Annotated in this window: 14 protein-coding genes; 2 read left to right on the top strand and 12 right to left on the bottom strand. The window is 33.8% G+C overall.

Annotated features, from left to right (window positions below):
• Positions 1-60: 60 nt before the first annotated feature.
• A complete protein-coding gene (locus tag OEA66_RS19415; RefSeq protein ID WP_267282967.1) occupies positions 61-378 on the top strand; it encodes a hypothetical protein in 318 nt (105 codons plus the stop codon).
• A gap of 30 nt (positions 379-408) precedes the next feature.
• Here OEA66_RS19415 and OEA66_RS19410 read toward each other — a convergent pair whose 3' ends face one another.
• The 9 genes from OEA66_RS19410 to OEA66_RS19370 form a co-directional block, all read right to left on the bottom strand.
• Positions 409-1,047: an outer membrane beta-barrel protein gene (locus tag OEA66_RS19410; protein WP_267282966.1), complete on the bottom strand. Its 639-nt coding sequence runs from the start codon at positions 1,045-1,047 to the stop codon at positions 409-411.
• Complete coding sequence (locus tag OEA66_RS19405) at positions 1,031-1,846, bottom strand: ABC transporter ATP-binding protein (RefSeq protein ID WP_267282965.1); 816 nt, start codon at positions 1,844-1,846, stop codon at positions 1,031-1,033. Before OEA66_RS19405 ends, OEA66_RS19410 begins: the two co-directional genes overlap by 17 nt.
• Positions 1,846-2,598 carry an MlaE family ABC transporter permease gene (locus tag OEA66_RS19400; protein WP_267282964.1) on the bottom strand — a complete coding sequence of 251 codons (753 nt, stop codon included), beginning with the start codon at positions 2,596-2,598 and terminating at the stop codon, positions 1,846-1,848. Before OEA66_RS19400 ends, OEA66_RS19405 begins: the two co-directional genes overlap by 1 nt.
• A gap of 61 nt (positions 2,599-2,659) precedes the next feature.
• Complete coding sequence (locus OEA66_RS19395) at positions 2,660-4,030, bottom strand: exopolysaccharide biosynthesis polyprenyl glycosylphosphotransferase (protein ID WP_267282963.1); 1,371 nt, start codon at positions 4,028-4,030, stop codon at positions 2,660-2,662.
• A gap of 37 nt (positions 4,031-4,067) precedes the next feature.
• Positions 4,068-4,697, bottom strand: coding sequence for a 7-carboxy-7-deazaguanine synthase QueE (locus tag OEA66_RS19390; RefSeq protein ID WP_267282962.1), 630 nt, complete (start codon positions 4,695-4,697; stop codon positions 4,068-4,070).
• 6 nt (positions 4,698-4,703) lie between these two features.
• Positions 4,704-5,588 (bottom strand): bifunctional 5,10-methylenetetrahydrofolate dehydrogenase/5,10-methenyltetrahydrofolate cyclohydrolase, encoded by an 885-nt coding sequence (locus tag OEA66_RS19385; protein WP_267282961.1) that lies wholly within the window; start codon positions 5,586-5,588, stop codon positions 4,704-4,706.
• Between the two features lie 100 nt (positions 5,589-5,688).
• Positions 5,689-7,329 (bottom strand): glucose-6-phosphate isomerase, encoded by a 1,641-nt coding sequence (pgi, locus tag OEA66_RS19380; RefSeq protein ID WP_267282960.1) that lies wholly within the window; start codon positions 7,327-7,329, stop codon positions 5,689-5,691.
• Between the two features lie 126 nt (positions 7,330-7,455).
• Positions 7,456-8,304: a hypothetical protein gene (locus OEA66_RS19375; protein ID WP_267282959.1), complete on the bottom strand. Its 849-nt coding sequence runs from the start codon at positions 8,302-8,304 to the stop codon at positions 7,456-7,458.
• Between the two features lie 156 nt (positions 8,305-8,460).
• Positions 8,461-9,378 (bottom strand): DUF4349 domain-containing protein, encoded by a 918-nt coding sequence (locus OEA66_RS19370; protein ID WP_267282958.1) that lies wholly within the window; start codon positions 9,376-9,378, stop codon positions 8,461-8,463.
• Positions 9,379-9,581: 203 nt separating this feature from the next.
• Here OEA66_RS19370 and OEA66_RS19365 point away from each other — a divergent pair, with 203 nt between their 5' ends.
• On the top strand, positions 9,582-10,940 hold the full coding sequence (locus tag OEA66_RS19365; RefSeq protein ID WP_267282957.1) for an acyl-CoA dehydrogenase family protein: 1,359 nt from the start codon (positions 9,582-9,584) through the stop codon (positions 10,938-10,940).
• 91 nt (positions 10,941-11,031) lie between these two features.
• Here the strand turns inward: OEA66_RS19365 and OEA66_RS19360 are convergent, their stop codons facing one another.
• The 3 genes from OEA66_RS19360 to lon form a co-directional block, all read right to left on the bottom strand.
• Positions 11,032-11,409 carry a MauE/DoxX family redox-associated membrane protein gene (locus OEA66_RS19360; protein ID WP_267282956.1) on the bottom strand — a complete coding sequence of 126 codons (378 nt, stop codon included), beginning with the start codon at positions 11,407-11,409 and terminating at the stop codon, positions 11,032-11,034.
• Between the two features lie 110 nt (positions 11,410-11,519).
• Complete coding sequence (locus OEA66_RS19355) at positions 11,520-12,632, bottom strand: AI-2E family transporter (RefSeq protein WP_267282955.1); 1,113 nt, start codon at positions 12,630-12,632, stop codon at positions 11,520-11,522.
• Positions 12,633-12,703: 71 nt separating this feature from the next.
• The gene (lon, locus tag OEA66_RS19350) at positions 12,704-15,112 is read right to left on the bottom strand and encodes an endopeptidase La (protein WP_267282954.1); all 2,409 of its coding nucleotides are present in this window, start codon (positions 15,110-15,112) and stop codon (positions 12,704-12,706) included.
• Positions 15,113-15,260: the final 148 nt, after the last annotated feature.

Genomic DNA, 15,260 nt, shown 5'->3' with positions numbered 1-15,260 from the left:
AAAAACTTAAGCCCTTTCTTGAATTTGAGTAAGGGTTTTTAATTCTAAAAAAATATAGATATGAAAAGTCTCTCAGTAATCGGAATGATACTTCTAGCGGTATCGGCTTTATTATTTTATCTCACGACAGATTTTACCGTTGAAAAAATAACTATCTCTCACGTTATGGGAGTAATGGCAGGAATCGGAATCGGCTTAATATTTGGCGGATTGATTGGCTACGTGAGCAAAGGTAGTGCTATAAAAGCTGAGGCGAAAAGAAAAGAATTTTTACAGCTTCAAAAAGATAAAGTTGAGCTTGAAAAACAGGCTTTAGAAATTGAAAAACGTCAGGCTGAGCTTGAGCGAGAAAATATAAATAAAAATCCTCAAATTTAATTTGAGGATTTTTTATGTTTTAAATCCAAATTAGAATTTATATCCTAAACCTAATAAAAATAGACTTGATCTGTTGTCATAATCAATCTCCTGACTTGATCCGGCAACTGTATTGATGAATTTTCTCTGATCTTTAGAAAATGCTCCTTCGTATCTTGCAGAAAGAATAATCTTCTTAATTTCACTTTGTACACCTAATTGATATCCTACTGTGAATTCTTTAGCATCAACTTTCTGAACGAAGTTATCAAAATTATCACTTTTCGCTAAGTTAAAACTTCCAACTGGTCCTGCGTAAGCGCTTAATAAGTTCCCCAAAACATTTACACCAACCAAAACAGGAATGTCTACTCTGCTGTTTTTAGCTTTAATGGTTGTTTGAGCTGCATTAACGTCATTCTGAACCGTAACTTCATTACTGAAATTAGTATAATAAATTTCGGGCATTAAGTATAATGCAGTGGGCAAATCAATTTTCAAAGATAAACCAACATTGAAACCTGTAATATTTTTTCCGTTTTGCTCTACGGTATTCGATGCTGCAGTTTTAAAATTCTTCCAAGAAGCTGAGCTTGTAGGTATTGCTACATTTGCTTTTGCTGCCAAAGAAATCTGTGCCGAAGCAAAAACCGAAAAACCGATGAGTGCTGCACTAATTATTTTTTTCATTATCGTCAATTTTTGTAATTGTATTTTCAATAGTTTTATTATTCTCTAATAAATACTCTCTCAATTCTTTAAATAGTTCTGATGAATAAACGAAATCAATCAGATTTTTATTACCTGCTGTAATAAGAACGTCTTTATTTCCTTCCCATTCTTTGATGCCTAACCTCAGATATACAATCTTTTCACCAATAGTCATTACCGAGTTCATATCGTGCGTATTGATGATTGTTGTGGTGTTGTATTCTTTGGTAATTTCAAGCAATAAATCATCAATTACATTAGATGTATAAGGGTCTAATCCTGAGTTTGGTTCATCGCAAAAAAGATATTTCGGGTGATTCACAATGGCTCTTGCAATTGCTACACGCTTTTGCATTCCTCCTGAAATCTCTGACGGAAATTTTCTGTTTGCTTTATCTAAATGTACTCTTCCAATTACTTCAAAAACCCTTCTTTTCTTTTCTCGGAAAGTAAGATTGGTAAACATATCGAGTGGAAACATGATGTTTTCTTCTACCGTTAAAGAGTCAAACAATGCACTTCCTTGAAAAAGCGTTCCTATTTCTGAACGTAATTGTTGTTTTTCTTCACGGTTCATGATATTGATGTCTCTTCCGTCAAACAAAATTTCTCCTGATGAAGGTTGATAAACATTCAATAAACTTTTTAGGAAAACGGTTTTTCCGGAACCACTTTGCCCGATAATAAGGTTTGTTTTTCCTTTTTCGAAAGTGGTTGAAATTCCTTTAAGCACTTCAACATCACCAAAACTCTTTTTAAGATTTTTTACCTCGATCATCAGCTTAATATTAATTGTGTTAAAAGTAATTCAGAAATAATAATGAAAACCATCGTCCAAACTACCGCTTGTGTACTTGCTCTACCAACTTCCAATGACCCTCCTTTCACAAAATATCCAAAATAAGAAGGAACAGTGGCGATTACGAATGCAAAAACAATAGTTTTGGTAAAAGCGTAATAAATAAAAAGATTGGGCATATACATCTGTATTCCGGTGATGTAATCTGCAGTCGTCCAGCTTCCTGTAATCATCCCTGCAAGATAACCTCCCCCAATACCAAAAACGATACTGATAGCAATCAAAATGGGATTAAAAATTAAACATGCAATAATTTTAGGTAAAATCAAGAAATTCGGAGAGTTTACTCCCATAATGTCTAAAGCATCGATTTGCTCAGAAACCCGCATTGTACCAATTGTAGATGCAATATAGGATCCTACTTTTCCTGCTAAAATCAAACTGATAATTGTTGGGGCAAATTCCAAAATTAGAACTGCTTTTGTTGCATATCCTACAAAAGCCGGTGGAATAGGGAATGATGAAGCGTCAAAGTTATTAAACATCTGAATCGCAACCACCGCTCCCACAAATATAGAGGTGAAGATGACCAACCCAAAAGAGTTGACTCCTAAATCGTTTATTTCCCGCATAAACAGCTTCCAGAAAACTCTCATTTTCTGAGGCTTTTGCATAGATTTACCGATAAGAATCATATATTCTCCTACCGCTGAAAAAAACTTTTTTAACATTCTGCTAAATTAGACTATTTTTATTTAATTTGGTCAACGTTGAGGTCAACTGATATTAAGCTTATTTTGCGTTTTTATCTCCTTTTATAACTAATAAAATGGTTTTTAAAATAATTATAAAATCTAAAACGAAGCTCCAGTTTCTTACATAAAATGCGTCAGCCAAAATACGTTTGTTCATTTCAATTTCCACGTCTCCTGCATCTCCTCTCAACCCATTTACTTGTGCTAAACCTGTAATTCCAGGATTGGTATGACTTCTCAAACTGTATCTTCCAATTTTGGGCTTGTAATAATTATCAACAGCCAACATGTGAGGTCTTGGTCCTACAACAGACATTTCACCTTTTAAAACATTGATAAACTGCGGCATTTCATCAAGGCTGGTCTTTCTTAAAAACTTCCCGATTTTTGTTATTCTTGAATCATTCTCACTCGTTGTCTTCTTTGTTGAATCTTCATTCACAACCATCGTTCTGAATTTGATGCAATTAAAAACCTCTTCATGAAAACCATATCTTTTCTGAATGAAAAATACAGGTCCTTTAGAGCTTCTTTTAATTAATAAAGCTATTAAAGGAAATAACCACGAACAGATAAATAGCAAAACAAATACCGAAAAAATAATATCAAAAGTTCTTTTCAATAAAAAATTAGAATAATAATCTAAAGGGTATTTGGTCTGCGTTAAAACCGGTTGAGTCTGAATGTAATCTAAATCATAAAAGAAAAAGTTATTCTGAGAGATATTGGGAATCAAAGAAATGTGTACTTTGTTGGCTTCAGCTAATCTGAAAATTTTATCCTGTATTTCCTCATCAAACGAATTTTCAGTTGGAAGAAATAAAGTATGAATTCCATTTTTTTTCCAAAAATCAACCAAATTTTCAGGATTAATTTCGGAAGAATTATAATTAAATGTTTTGTAGCCGAAATCTTTTTTTTCTTCAATTATCTTTTTTAAAACATCCGTTGAATTGTTTTCGTTCAAAAACATCACATTTCTATGGTTGATTCCCATTGTCCGGATATATCTGATCAAAAAATAAACACCCGATTTTAGTAAAAAGATGAAAAAGAAAAGATAAAGTGACAGCCAAGTCAATTCTGAACCGAAAAACTGATTGCTGCTTACTTTTCGAATAAGAACCAAACCTATTATGAATAGCAGAAAATGTACAATGATACGTTCTACGAAAAGAATGTAGGTAAGGTTTCTGGAAATATTATAAATTTTTGTTCTTCCGCTTAGTAGAACCCAAAATGAAATAACCAAAAGCAATGGAAAAGAATTTTCGTACCAAATGTCCTGATTATGAACCAAATCCCGGTTTGTATTTATAAAATAGAATATAAAAACCGCTGCAATAACCAAAAGGTCAAGCAAAATGATTAAGGATTTCAGATATCGGGAATATCGTATTCTTTGCATTTATCTTTTATAGAACACAGAAGCTAATATAAGAATTTTACGGAATATTCAAGTATTTATGAGTCTGAACTGAGGCTTGCCAACGAGGATTTGCTAAAATAAAATCAGTGATTTTAGGATAAATTTCCTCACGCTTGCTCCATTCACTTTGCAGATATAATTTACAGTTTTCCGAAACTTTTGCAGCTTGTTCTTCTGCAAATTTTAAGTCATTATTATTAAAAACAATCACTTTTAGTTCATGAGCTTTCTGGTAAATTTCTTCTTTTGGTAAACCCGTTTTCTTAGGTGAAAGGGTAATCCAATCCAATTTACCGCTCATGGGATAAGCTCCAGAGGTTTCTATGTGAACAGTACAGCCTAATTCCTTTAACTTTCCAGTTAAAATATCTAAATTCCACATCAAAGGTTCGCCACCTGTTAAAACAACAATTTTACAATGTTTTGCTGCAGTTTCTGCAATTTCCTCAGCATTCATTAAAGGGTGAAGATTCGGATCCCAACTTTCTTTTACATCACACCAATGGCAACCAACATCGCAACCGCCCAATCTGATAAAATAAGCTGCTTTTCCTGTATGAGCACCTTCTCCCTGAATAGTGTAAAAATGCTCCATCACCGGGAGCATTTTACCTTCTTTTAATAATATATCTTCTACTAAATCCATTTTAAATTAGTCGTTATAGACTGAAGTTTTATAGGCAATGATGGTGTTTTTCATCAACATTGCTCTTGTCATCGGACCTACTCCTCCCGGAACCGGCGTGATCCAGCTTGCTTTTTCTGCACAGCTGTCAAAATCTACATCACCTGCCAGATAATATCCTTTTGGAGACTCGTCATCAACTCTTGTAATTCCTACGTCCACGATCACTGCTCCGTCTTTGATCATTTCACCTTTTAAAAAGTGAGGATCACCTAAAGCGGTAATAACAATGTCTGCTTTTTTTGTATATTCTTCGATGTCTTTTGTGTAAGAGTGCGTCAAGGTAACCGTAGAATTTCCTGGGAAATCTTTTCTTCCCATTAAGATACTCATCGGTCTTCCTACGATCTTGCTTCTTCCGATGATCACGCAGTCTTTACCTTTTGTTTCGATATTGTATCTCTCCAATAAAGTTAAAATTCCGAATGGAGTTGCAGGTAAAAACGTATCCATTTCCAAAGCCATTTTCCCGAAATTTGTAGGGTGGAAACCGTCAACATCTTTCCTCGGATCAATCGCATTAATAATTTTCTCCTGATCCACCTGATCGGGTAACGGTAACTGAACGATAAAACCGTCCACCGCTTTAGATTTATTTAATTCATCGATTTTCTCCAACAATTCAGACTCAGAAACCGTACTTGGAAATTTCACTAAGCTCGATTGAAAACCAACTTCTTCACAATCTTTCACTTTTGCGTTGACATAAGCTTTACTTGCTCCGTTGTTTCCAACAAGAATGGCTACCAAATGTGGCGCTCTTCTTTTGCTTGCAATGATTTTATCAACTTCAACCTTGATTTCTGCTTTTATTTCTTTGGAAACTTTTAATCCGTCAAGAATTTCTGCCATTTTTACTTTTATTACTTTATTAGACTTTCTAGATGTAGAATAAATGAATTTCAGATGAATTTACTTTCATTATTTCATCAATCATTTATCTAATATCTTCTTATTTGTTTGATTTATAATAATTAATTAACCCATTTGTAGAACTGTCATGAGAACTGATGGCCTCCCTATTTTCCAACTCGGGTAAGATTTTATTTGCTAAAACTTTTCCTAATTCAACTCCAAATTGGTCAAAACTGAAAATATTCCAGATCACACCCTGCACAAATATTTTATGCTCATACATTGCAATCAGTTGTCCTAGTGAAAAAGGAGTTAATTCTTTGATTAATAACGAGTTTGTAGGCGTGTTTCCGTGGAAGACCTTATAATTTAATAAGAAGTCAATTTCTTCTTCAGATTTTCCCGATGCTTTTAATTCAGCCTCCACTTCTTCTTCATTTTTACCGAAAGCCAGAGCTTCAGTTTGTGCAAAAAAGTTAGCCAGCAATTTATCCTGATGGTCAGAAACCTCATTCGGACTTTTTGCATACGCAATAAAATCTGCAGGAATCAATTCTGTTCCCTGGTGGATTAACTGATAGAAAGCGTGCTGCCCGTTAGTTCCCGGTTCGCCCCAAATAATGGGTCCGGTTTCATATTCTACGAATTCTCCATTTCTGTCAACACATTTTCCGTTGCTTTCCATGTCTCCCTGCTGAAGATAGGCTGCAAAGCGGTCAAGATATTGAGAGTAAGGTAAGATCGCATGCGTTGTTGCTGCGTAAAAATTACGGTACCATATTCCTAAAAGCCCCATTAAAACAGGAACGTTCTCGGAAAAATCTACCGTCTGAAAATGCTGATCTGTATTTTCAGCTCCTTTTAATAACTGTTCGAAATTGTCATATCCTACTGCAAGTACGATACTTAAACCGATCGCGCTCCACAAAGAATATCTTCCGCCAACCCAATCCCAAAATTCGAAGATATTTTCTTCAGCAATTCCAAAATCTTTCACTGCCTGAACATTGGTGGATAAGGCTACGAAATGTTTCGCAACATCTTCCTGCTTTCCTGCTTTCAAAAACCAGTCTTTTGCAGAATTGGCATTCGTCATCGTCTCCTGAGTGGTAAACGTTTTCGAAGCGATGATGAATAAAGTGGTTTCAGGATTTAAATTCTTCACCACTTCGGCGATATGATTTCCATCCACATTCGAAACGAAGTGAACATCAAGTCTTGTTTTAAAATGCTTCAACGCTGAAACTACCATCACGGGGCCCAAATCTGAACCACCGATTCCGATATTTACAACATCAGTAATTTCTTTTCCGCTAAAACCTTTATGATTTCCTGAAATTACGTTTTCAGAAAAAGATTTCATGTGATCCAAAACTCTTTTGATTTGAGGTTTGATATTTTCGCCATCAACCAAAATCTCTTTATCAGAAAAATCTCTTAGTGCTGTATGTAAAACCGCTCTTCCTTCTGTCTCGTTGATTTTATCTCCTGAAAACATTTTAGAAATCGCATCCTTCAACTGACATTCTTCTGCAAGATTTAATAATAATTCTTTTGTTCTTGCATCAATTAAATTTTTAGAATAATCGAATAAAAAATTGTCTTTTTTAATAGAAAACTCTTCGAAACGGTTCGGATTGTATTGAAAAAGACTTCTTAATTCAAAATCATTATCTCCAAAATGTTCGTCGAGAGCTTTCCAGCTATTAGTTTGTGTAGGATTTATTTTAGATAGCATATTTAGGGTTAAATTATAAGATTTCAGGAATTAATTAGAATAAAATTCTCTAAAATCGGTGTTGTTAAATTCTGATTTGCAAATTTACGGAATTTTCATGCAATGATGTTAATTGTGGATTAAAAATCAATTGGTGAGCTTTAATTCTATTCCAAGATTTCCGATACTTCGGTTATTATTATTTGAACCATTTACAAATGTCCAGCCTTCATCCGATAGATTACCGAGAATAATATTTTTAGAAGTTTCTTTAATAGAACCAATCATTGGGTCATGTGCGGTAATTTCTTTTTTCTCACCATTCATAATCATCATTTTCTGATATGAATTTTCCTGATTCAAAATCCATTCAAATCCTACAATAATTCCTTCTTTTGGAAGAAGAAATGCTTTTGGAAAGATATATTCTGTAATTTTTTTATTTTTAAAACAAGTCACAATAACTGATTTGTACAGCTCACCAGGAATTCCATTTTCATTATAATATATATTAACTTTTATTGTGGCAGATTTTTTAGAAAATAGTCTTGAGTAAAACTTGAGGGATTGGACAAATAATGGCTCTTCAGAAACGTCACTTTTCAATTCTTTAGCAACCATCCAAATGATACTGTTTACTCCATAGAAAGTGCTTTCTTTAGCTACTTTTCCTATTGTAAATGTTTTAGAGGATTTGGGTTTAGCAATTTTTACTTCATCAATATCGGTGAATTTTGGTTTTAATAAATAATTTTGCTGGATTTGTTTTACTTGAAAATTTTCATATCCAAAAGATTGTATTTCCGATATTTCTTCACCTTGTTCCAGAGTAATTTCTCCGTTTTCTTCTGTGTTTTTGTAATAATCCTTGTTTTTAAGGATAAGCTTTGCGTAAGGAATCGGCTTTTGGTTTTCTGAATCTAAAATTTTGATTCGATTTTGAGAAAAAATTGATAAGCTTAGAAAAAAAAATAGTGCAGTAAAAATTTTGGTCATTGTTTTTAATCATGAATGATTAACGCACTTTCCCGAGTTTTATTGAATGGATAGAAAATAAATATCTTCTTGTGTAGATTTATTTTTTATAAAACAAAATAAAAAAACCTCCGCAAAAGCGAAGGCTCAGAAAAATCTATGTTGATAACCTAAAGGTTAGGATGCCGTATTTTGTTCTTTTGTTTGTTGCTGAATTTTATTGTTAGATTTGTTTTTTTGGTAAAAGTAAAATGCGATTGCTGCAATTAATACAATTGGCCAAATCATAATTAATCCGACAATCAATCTTTGAATTAAATAATACCCTTCCACAAAAGCATTTTTAGCGCTGTACAAGAAATCGAATTTGTATTTATTGTCAATATTTTTAGAATTGTTCACTGCAATTTCTGCAATTCGAAGCTTTGGTTCTTTAATGTAAATATCAACCGTGCTGTATTTTAGGTTATCTGTTACATTAAGATTGGCAAATTGTTGCGAGTTGTTTTCAGACATATTTTCATCGCTCATTTTCACTTTATCTTTCGTAGTTTTAAGCTCAGAAATATTTTCACCGGTTTTTTTAATTCTTTTTTCTTCTAATTCTGCATATTTAATACTTGAAGTCACATCTTCGGCATTGATAATTCTTGAATGCAGAAACAATTTTTCATCATTAATTAAAGTTAACAATTCTCCTAATCTCGAAGTAGGAACTCTTACCTGCATTGAATTTTCGGTCTGATATTTTTTTATGAGCATTGCGTCTTCATCGGAAGTATTATAAGTTTCCTCAGAAATGACTCTGCTTTGTAAATTACTGTTTGTAACAAATCCTCCAAGTTCCTGTACTGATTTCTCAATGGAAATTGTTGCGTTATAGACATCTTTGACTTCCATATTAACATCGGCTGTCTTGATGAACTGTTTGTCTTTTACAGACATTGTTGCAACCGATGAAATACTGTCGGAGACAATTTCGTTACTTGCTTCTAATGTTTCATATGCATTTGTTGTTGCTTCACCTTTTTTACAAGAATAAATTCCTGATAAAATTGCAGTTGCAATAGTTAATCTGATGTAAGTCGTTTTCATAGTATTGATTTTTTAATGTTTTGCTCAGTTCAAAGTTCAAACAGAATCATTTGTAATGTTTGAAAATAGGAAGTAAAAAATTTGTAAATAAAATATTCAATTTAAATCATTGTAAAGCAATGTTTTGTAAAACATTATGGTTTGTGTATGTGGTGTTTCGGATTGATTTTTGCTTAAATTTTACAAATCAAACCAAAATCAATATGTCTAATACTTTTTCCAAAATCAGAAACGCCATAGAATTATTTAAATCAATCGATTTTGATCAGCTAAGCCAAATTTCGCAAAAAGTAAATCTCCCAAAACTCATGGAAAACTTTTCCAAACTGGATGATAAGCAGCTCGGCGGAATGATGAAAATGCTCGACCCCAATAAAAAGAAAAAAGAACTTCCACCGATTGATGGAGATTTCTATGATATTTACCACACTTTGACTCCTGAACAAAGAGAAGTTCAACTGAAAGTAAGAGCGTTCATGGAAAAAGAAGTGAAACCTTTAGTCAATCATTATTGGCTAAGAGATGAATTTCCTCATGAATTAATTCCAAAATTTCAAAAATTAGATATCTGTGGCGTAACGTACGAAGGTTACGGCTGCAAAGGAATGCCTTTTCTGATGGAAGGAGTTATTGCAATGGAGATGGCAAGAATTGATGCATCGATCGCTACTTTTTTCGGTGTGCAATCTGGTTTGGCAATGGGCTCTATTTACATTTGCGGCTCAGAAGAACAGAAACAAAAATGGCTTCCTCAAATGCAAAAATTTGAAAAGATCGGAGCATTTGGTTTAACAGAACCTGAAGTAGGTTCCGGAGCAGCGGGTGGTTTGACAGTAACCTGCAAAAAAACTTCAGAAGGCTGGATTTTGAACGGACAAAAGAAATGGATCGGAAATGCCACGTTTGCTGATTTAATCATTATTTGGGCAAGAGATTTAGATGATGGTGAAGTGAAAGGTTTTATCGTTGAAAAAGATAATCCCGGATATTCTGTTGAGAAAATCAGAGGAAAAATGGCTTTGAGAATTGTTCAGAATGGTTTGATTACTTTAAAAGACTGTATCGTAACAGAAGAAAACCGTTTGCAAAATGCTAATTCTTTCAAGGACACCGCAAAAGTTTTGAGAATGACAAGAGCCGGAGTTGCTTGGATGGCAACGGGTTGTGCAAGAGGAGCTTATGAAAGTGCTTTAGATTACACCAGAACAAGAGAGCAATTCGGAAAACCGATTGCTTCGTTCCAAATGATTCAGGGGCATTTGGTGGAAATGCTTTCTAACTTAACTGCAATGCAGACGATGGTTTTCAGACTTTCGGAAATGCAGGATGAAGGGATTTTGAAAGACGAACATGCTTCTTTAGCCAAAGTTTTCTGTACGATGAGAACAAGAGATATTGTTTCACGAGCACGAGAAGTTTTAGGCGGAAACGGAATTCTGCTTGAATATGATGTCGCAAGATTTGTCGCCGATGCAGAAGCCATTTACTCTTACGAAGGTACGAAAGAGATCAATTCATTGATTGTCGGAAGATCAATTACGGGCTTTAGCGCATTTGTGTAAAAGTCAATAGTGAATTGTTAATTTTACTTCTCACGTGAATTTAAAAAATTAGCAAGCAAAGCGAATTGACAATTCACTCTATTTCAAATTCTTATGTAAGCAAAGCTTTATATTTTTCTTTATTATCAAAAATCATCCAGATATTAATCAGGAAAAGAACTCCTGCAATCGACATACCCATTTGAGATTTGTCTATTGTAAATACGTGCAGAACAATTCCGACCATTACCGGTAGAATCACGATTGCTCCTAAAGCTCTTGTTTTTTGAAAGATAAATAATAAACCTCCAATTACTTCTACAGCTCCCACTAATGGTATTAACCAATGTAACTGATTGAAAGCATCGAAAACTTTCATTTGTTCGGGTGTAAATTCGGGCATCGGCATGTAGTGAAGAAATTTGTCTAATCCTGCATTGATGAACATTAATCCAAAAAGAAGACAGATAATAAATTTAACAATTTTCATAAGATGATTTTTTATTAAAATTAAATAAAATTCTAATTCGTTATCAAAAAATCAATTAAATTTTAAATTAAGAGAAGATTGTTCATTGCTTATTACCAATTATTCATGCCTCAATCCATTTCCTTCAAAGTAATATTCTTGGAAATTTTATAGCTTTTCTTTTTCTTATTGGGTTTCTCATCTTCACCTAAAAGTTTCCCCCAGGGTTTCAACCCATCCACTCTTTCAAAAATAATTTTGATGATTGCAATTGCAGGAATGCACAAAAACATTCCTGAAATTCCCCAAAGATGCTCCCCTAAAAGAATTCCGATGAAAGAAAATAAAGCGTTGATCTTTACTTTTGAACCTACGACAAACGGAAGAACAATATTTCCGTCAATTACATGAACGATGATGTAGCCGATGGCAACATACACACAAGTTGAAACTGTTCCTGTTGCAAAAGCGATGAAACATGAAATTAATAATGAAATACAAATTCCGATGTAAGGAATGACATTTAATAATCCGGTTAAAACACCTAATAAAATGGCGTATTTTACGCCCAAAATGGTAAGAACTATTGTCGTAAGAACAGAAACGATAATTACCTGAAGACACAATCCGATGATGTATCGTTTGGTCATAATTCTTACTTCAGAAACAACTTCCTGGACGCTCGCTTTATGTTTTTCATTGAACACATTCACAATGAAATTATTTAAAATTCTTCTGTAATTTAAAATGAAAATAAAGAATAAGATGAAAAAGGCTAAAAAACCTAAACTTGAAGAAAAAATACCAAAAGTAAAACCTAAAATCACTCCGGATGAAGACAGCAGCTTGCTTAAACCTTGATCCAGATAATCCAGCTGTTCATCTATTTTCACATTAAAAGTATGTGAAACCCACGTCTGAAGATTATGAAAAACCAGATTAAACTGTTTCGTGAGATGCGGAACATCACGACTAAAACTGGAAATTTGCGAACCAAAGAAAAAGATCATTCCTGTCAAAATAATCAACATCATCATCACAGAAATAATGGTAGAAATTGATCTTGGAAACCTTAGTTTCTTTTCTAAAAAATTAGCAATAGGTAAAAAAAGCATCGCCATCAAAAACGCCAGAAAGAAAGGAGCTAAAATGCTCTGCCCTAACTTGATGAGGTAGCCGATTCCGATAATGGAAATTATAATAAGGGCAAGTTTTAAAAGAAAAGGAAGTTTAAAAAGGTTCATGATGAAGTTTTTCTACACATAACAAAAACCTCACCGTTTACGATGAGGTTATAAATTTATAAATAAAAATTTTATTTTTCGATAGCCAGTTCAAGAACTTCAGTCATCCAATTCACGTAGTTTACTTTAAGATTTTTCAGATAATCCTGTTTGATTTCTTCTACGTCTTTTCTGTTGGCTTCGCAAAGAATTACTTCTTTAATTCCGGCTCTCGTTGCGGCAAGGAGTTTTTCTTTAATTCCGCCTACAGGAAGCACTTTTCCTCTTAAAGTAATTTCTCCGGTCATTGCCAGATGAGGTCTTACTTTCTTATTTCTGAATGTAGAAACCATAGAAGTCAGCATTGCGATTCCGGCAGAAGGTCCGTCTTTTGGAGTTGCGCCTTCCGGAACGTGAACGTGAATATTTTTCTTTTCTAAATCATCTTCTGTAATTCCTAAATCTTCATGTTTAGCTTTAATATATTCCAAAGCAATCGTTGCAGATTCTTTCATCACCGTCCCCAGATTTCCGGTCATGGTAAGATTTCCTTTTCCCGTGCTGGTAATACTTTCGATAAATAAAATGTCTCCTCCGACACTTGTCCACGCCAATCCGGTTACAACACCTGGAACATCTGTTAATTCAGACAAGCTTTTCGGTCTAGGAACACCTAGAATTTCATCTACTTTTTCCACGGAAATTTTAGCATCATAGTCTTTCATCATAGCAGTTTGCAGGGCAACCCAACGAGCAATTCCGGCAATTCTTTTTTCTAAAGATCTTACACCGCTTTCCGAAGTATGTGCTTCAATGATATGTTTTAATTCAGGATTTCCTAATTTGAAAGATTTTGCCGTTAAACCGTTTTCTTCTTGTTGTTTTTTAATTAAATGTCTCTTGGCAATCTCGATTTTTTCTTCCAAAGTATATCCGGCAATCTGAATGATTTCCATTCTGTCCAACAGCGGAGTCTGGATTGTGGAAAGCGAGTTTGCCGTAGCCAAAAACATCACTTTAGACAAATCATAACCCATTTCAAGGAAATTATCGTAGAAAGCATTGTTTTGTTCTGGGTCAAGAACTTCAAGTAAAGCTGAACTTGGATCGCCGTGCATTCCTTTTCCTACTTTGTCGATCTCGTCTAAGACAATCACAGGATTTGATGTTCCGGATTTTTTAATGGATTGAAGAATTCTTCCTGCCATCGCACCGATATAGGTTTTTCTGTGACCACGAATTTCACTTTCGTCATGAAGTCCGCCCAAAGAAACTCGCACATATTTTCTTCCCAAAGCATCGGCAACCGATTTTCCAAGCGAAGTTTTACCAACTCCCGGAGGTCCTACCAAAAGTAGAATAGGGGATTTCATATTGTTTTTTAATTTTAAAACAGCCATGTGCTCTAAAATTCTTTTTTTGATGTCTTCTAAACCAAAATGAGCTTTGTCTAAAACTTTCTGAGCTTTTTCAATATCAAAAGTATCTTTTGTGAAAGTATCCCAAGGTAAATCTGTAAAGAAATCTAAATAATTTCTTTGCACATTATAATCCGGCGAATTCGGGTTTTGACGCTGTAGTCTTCCGATTTCTTTTTGGAAATGCTCTTCAACTTCGGCGTTCCAGTTTTTATCTTTTGCTTTTTTCAGTAAATCTTCAATGTCGCTTTCCGGACCACCACCCAATTCATCCTGAATCGTTCTGATTTGTTGGTTTAAGAAATATTCTCGTTGTTGTTTATCAAGATCTTTTGAAGTTTTCTGATGAATTTGATTTCTCAATTCCAGCTTTCTGAAATCTTCGTGCATCATTTCATAGCAAGTATTTGCTCTTTGCATTAAGCTTTTTTCCTCCAGAAGTTTTTGCTTTTCAGAATATGGAAAATTAGCATTTGTACTGATGAAATTTAACAGATCATCATTGTTACTGATGTTTTTTATTGCAAAATTTGCAGCATTTGGAATGTTGGGATCAAGTTCAATAATTTTTAAGGCTAGATCTTTTACATTTTCCAATAATGCTTCATATTCTTCTTTGTTTTTTGCTTTTACATCTTTTAACTTGGTAATTTCAGCTTTAAAATAAGGCTTAGAATCTACAATTTTTTTGATTTTAAACCTGTGAAAACCTTTTGTAATTGCAGTAATATTTCCTTCAGGAAGTTTAATAATTTTAATAATCTTTGCTAAAGTTCCTGTTTGATAAAGATCTTTTTCAGTTGGCTGCTCAATATCTGAGTTTTTTTGGCTTACAATTCCAATATACTCTCCGTTTTGCTGAGCTTCTTCAAGCAATTGAATGGATGTTTTTCTTCCTGCAGTAATAGGAATTACCACATTCGGAAACATCACCATATTTCTTACAGGAAGTATCGGGAAAATGTCTTGATCTGAGTTTTTATCGTTGTCAACACTCAAGTCAGAAAGATTGATTTCTTCGGCTACAATATTAAAACCCTCACCAAGAATATCCTCAAAATTTATATCTTCAAATTCTGTCATAATAAATCGAATGACAAATTGTCATTTTCAGTTAAATTCGTTATAATGATATTTCACAATATGCTTCAAAAAAGCATGATATATGAACTCTGCATAAATTTGTCAAGATTAATGCCATTTCTTAATCGTTAAAAAATACGGTCAAAAT

The sequence above is a fragment of the Chryseobacterium luquanense genome, from assembly GCF_026460945.1.
In the GTDB taxonomy this organism is placed as follows: domain Bacteria; phylum Bacteroidota; class Bacteroidia; order Flavobacteriales; family Weeksellaceae; genus Chryseobacterium; species Chryseobacterium luquanense.
Note: the sequence above shows the minus strand (reverse complement) of the source record. Positions and strands in the feature narration are given on the sequence as shown.

What these genes read in the sequence shown, in the direction of transcription:
- OEA66_RS19415 (WP_267282967.1), top strand. Translation starts at nt 61, where the DNA reads ATGAAAAGTCTCTCAGTAATCGGAATGATACTTCTAGCGGTATCGGCT.
- OEA66_RS19410 (WP_267282966.1), bottom strand. Translation starts at nt 1,047, where the DNA reads ATGAAAAAAATAATTAGTGCAGCACTCATCGGTTTTTCGGTTTTTGCT.
- OEA66_RS19405 (WP_267282965.1), bottom strand. Translation starts at nt 1,846, where the DNA reads ATGATCGAGGTAAAAAATCTTAAAAAGAGTTTTGGTGATGTTGAAGTG.
- OEA66_RS19400 (WP_267282964.1), bottom strand. Translation starts at nt 2,598, where the DNA reads ATGTTAAAAAAGTTTTTTTCAGCGGTAGGAGAATATATGATTCTTATC.
- OEA66_RS19395 (WP_267282963.1), bottom strand. Translation starts at nt 4,030, where the DNA reads ATGCAAAGAATACGATATTCCCGATATCTGAAATCCTTAATCATTTTG.
- OEA66_RS19390 (WP_267282962.1), bottom strand. Translation starts at nt 4,697, where the DNA reads ATGGATTTAGTAGAAGATATATTATTAAAAGAAGGTAAAATGCTCCCG.
- OEA66_RS19385 (WP_267282961.1), bottom strand. Translation starts at nt 5,588, where the DNA reads ATGGCAGAAATTCTTGACGGATTAAAAGTTTCCAAAGAAATAAAAGCA.
- pgi (WP_267282960.1), bottom strand. Translation starts at nt 7,329, where the DNA reads ATGCTATCTAAAATAAATCCTACACAAACTAATAGCTGGAAAGCTCTC.
- OEA66_RS19375 (WP_267282959.1), bottom strand. Translation starts at nt 8,304, where the DNA reads ATGACCAAAATTTTTACTGCACTATTTTTTTTTCTAAGCTTATCAATT.
- OEA66_RS19370 (WP_267282958.1), bottom strand. Translation starts at nt 9,378, where the DNA reads ATGAAAACGACTTACATCAGATTAACTATTGCAACTGCAATTTTATCA.
- OEA66_RS19365 (WP_267282957.1), top strand. Translation starts at nt 9,582, where the DNA reads ATGTCTAATACTTTTTCCAAAATCAGAAACGCCATAGAATTATTTAAA.
- OEA66_RS19360 (WP_267282956.1), bottom strand. Translation starts at nt 11,409, where the DNA reads ATGAAAATTGTTAAATTTATTATCTGTCTTCTTTTTGGATTAATGTTC.
- OEA66_RS19355 (WP_267282955.1), bottom strand. Translation starts at nt 12,632, where the DNA reads ATGAACCTTTTTAAACTTCCTTTTCTTTTAAAACTTGCCCTTATTATA.
- lon (WP_267282954.1), bottom strand. Translation starts at nt 15,112, where the DNA reads ATGACAGAATTTGAAGATATAAATTTTGAGGATATTCTTGGTGAGGGT.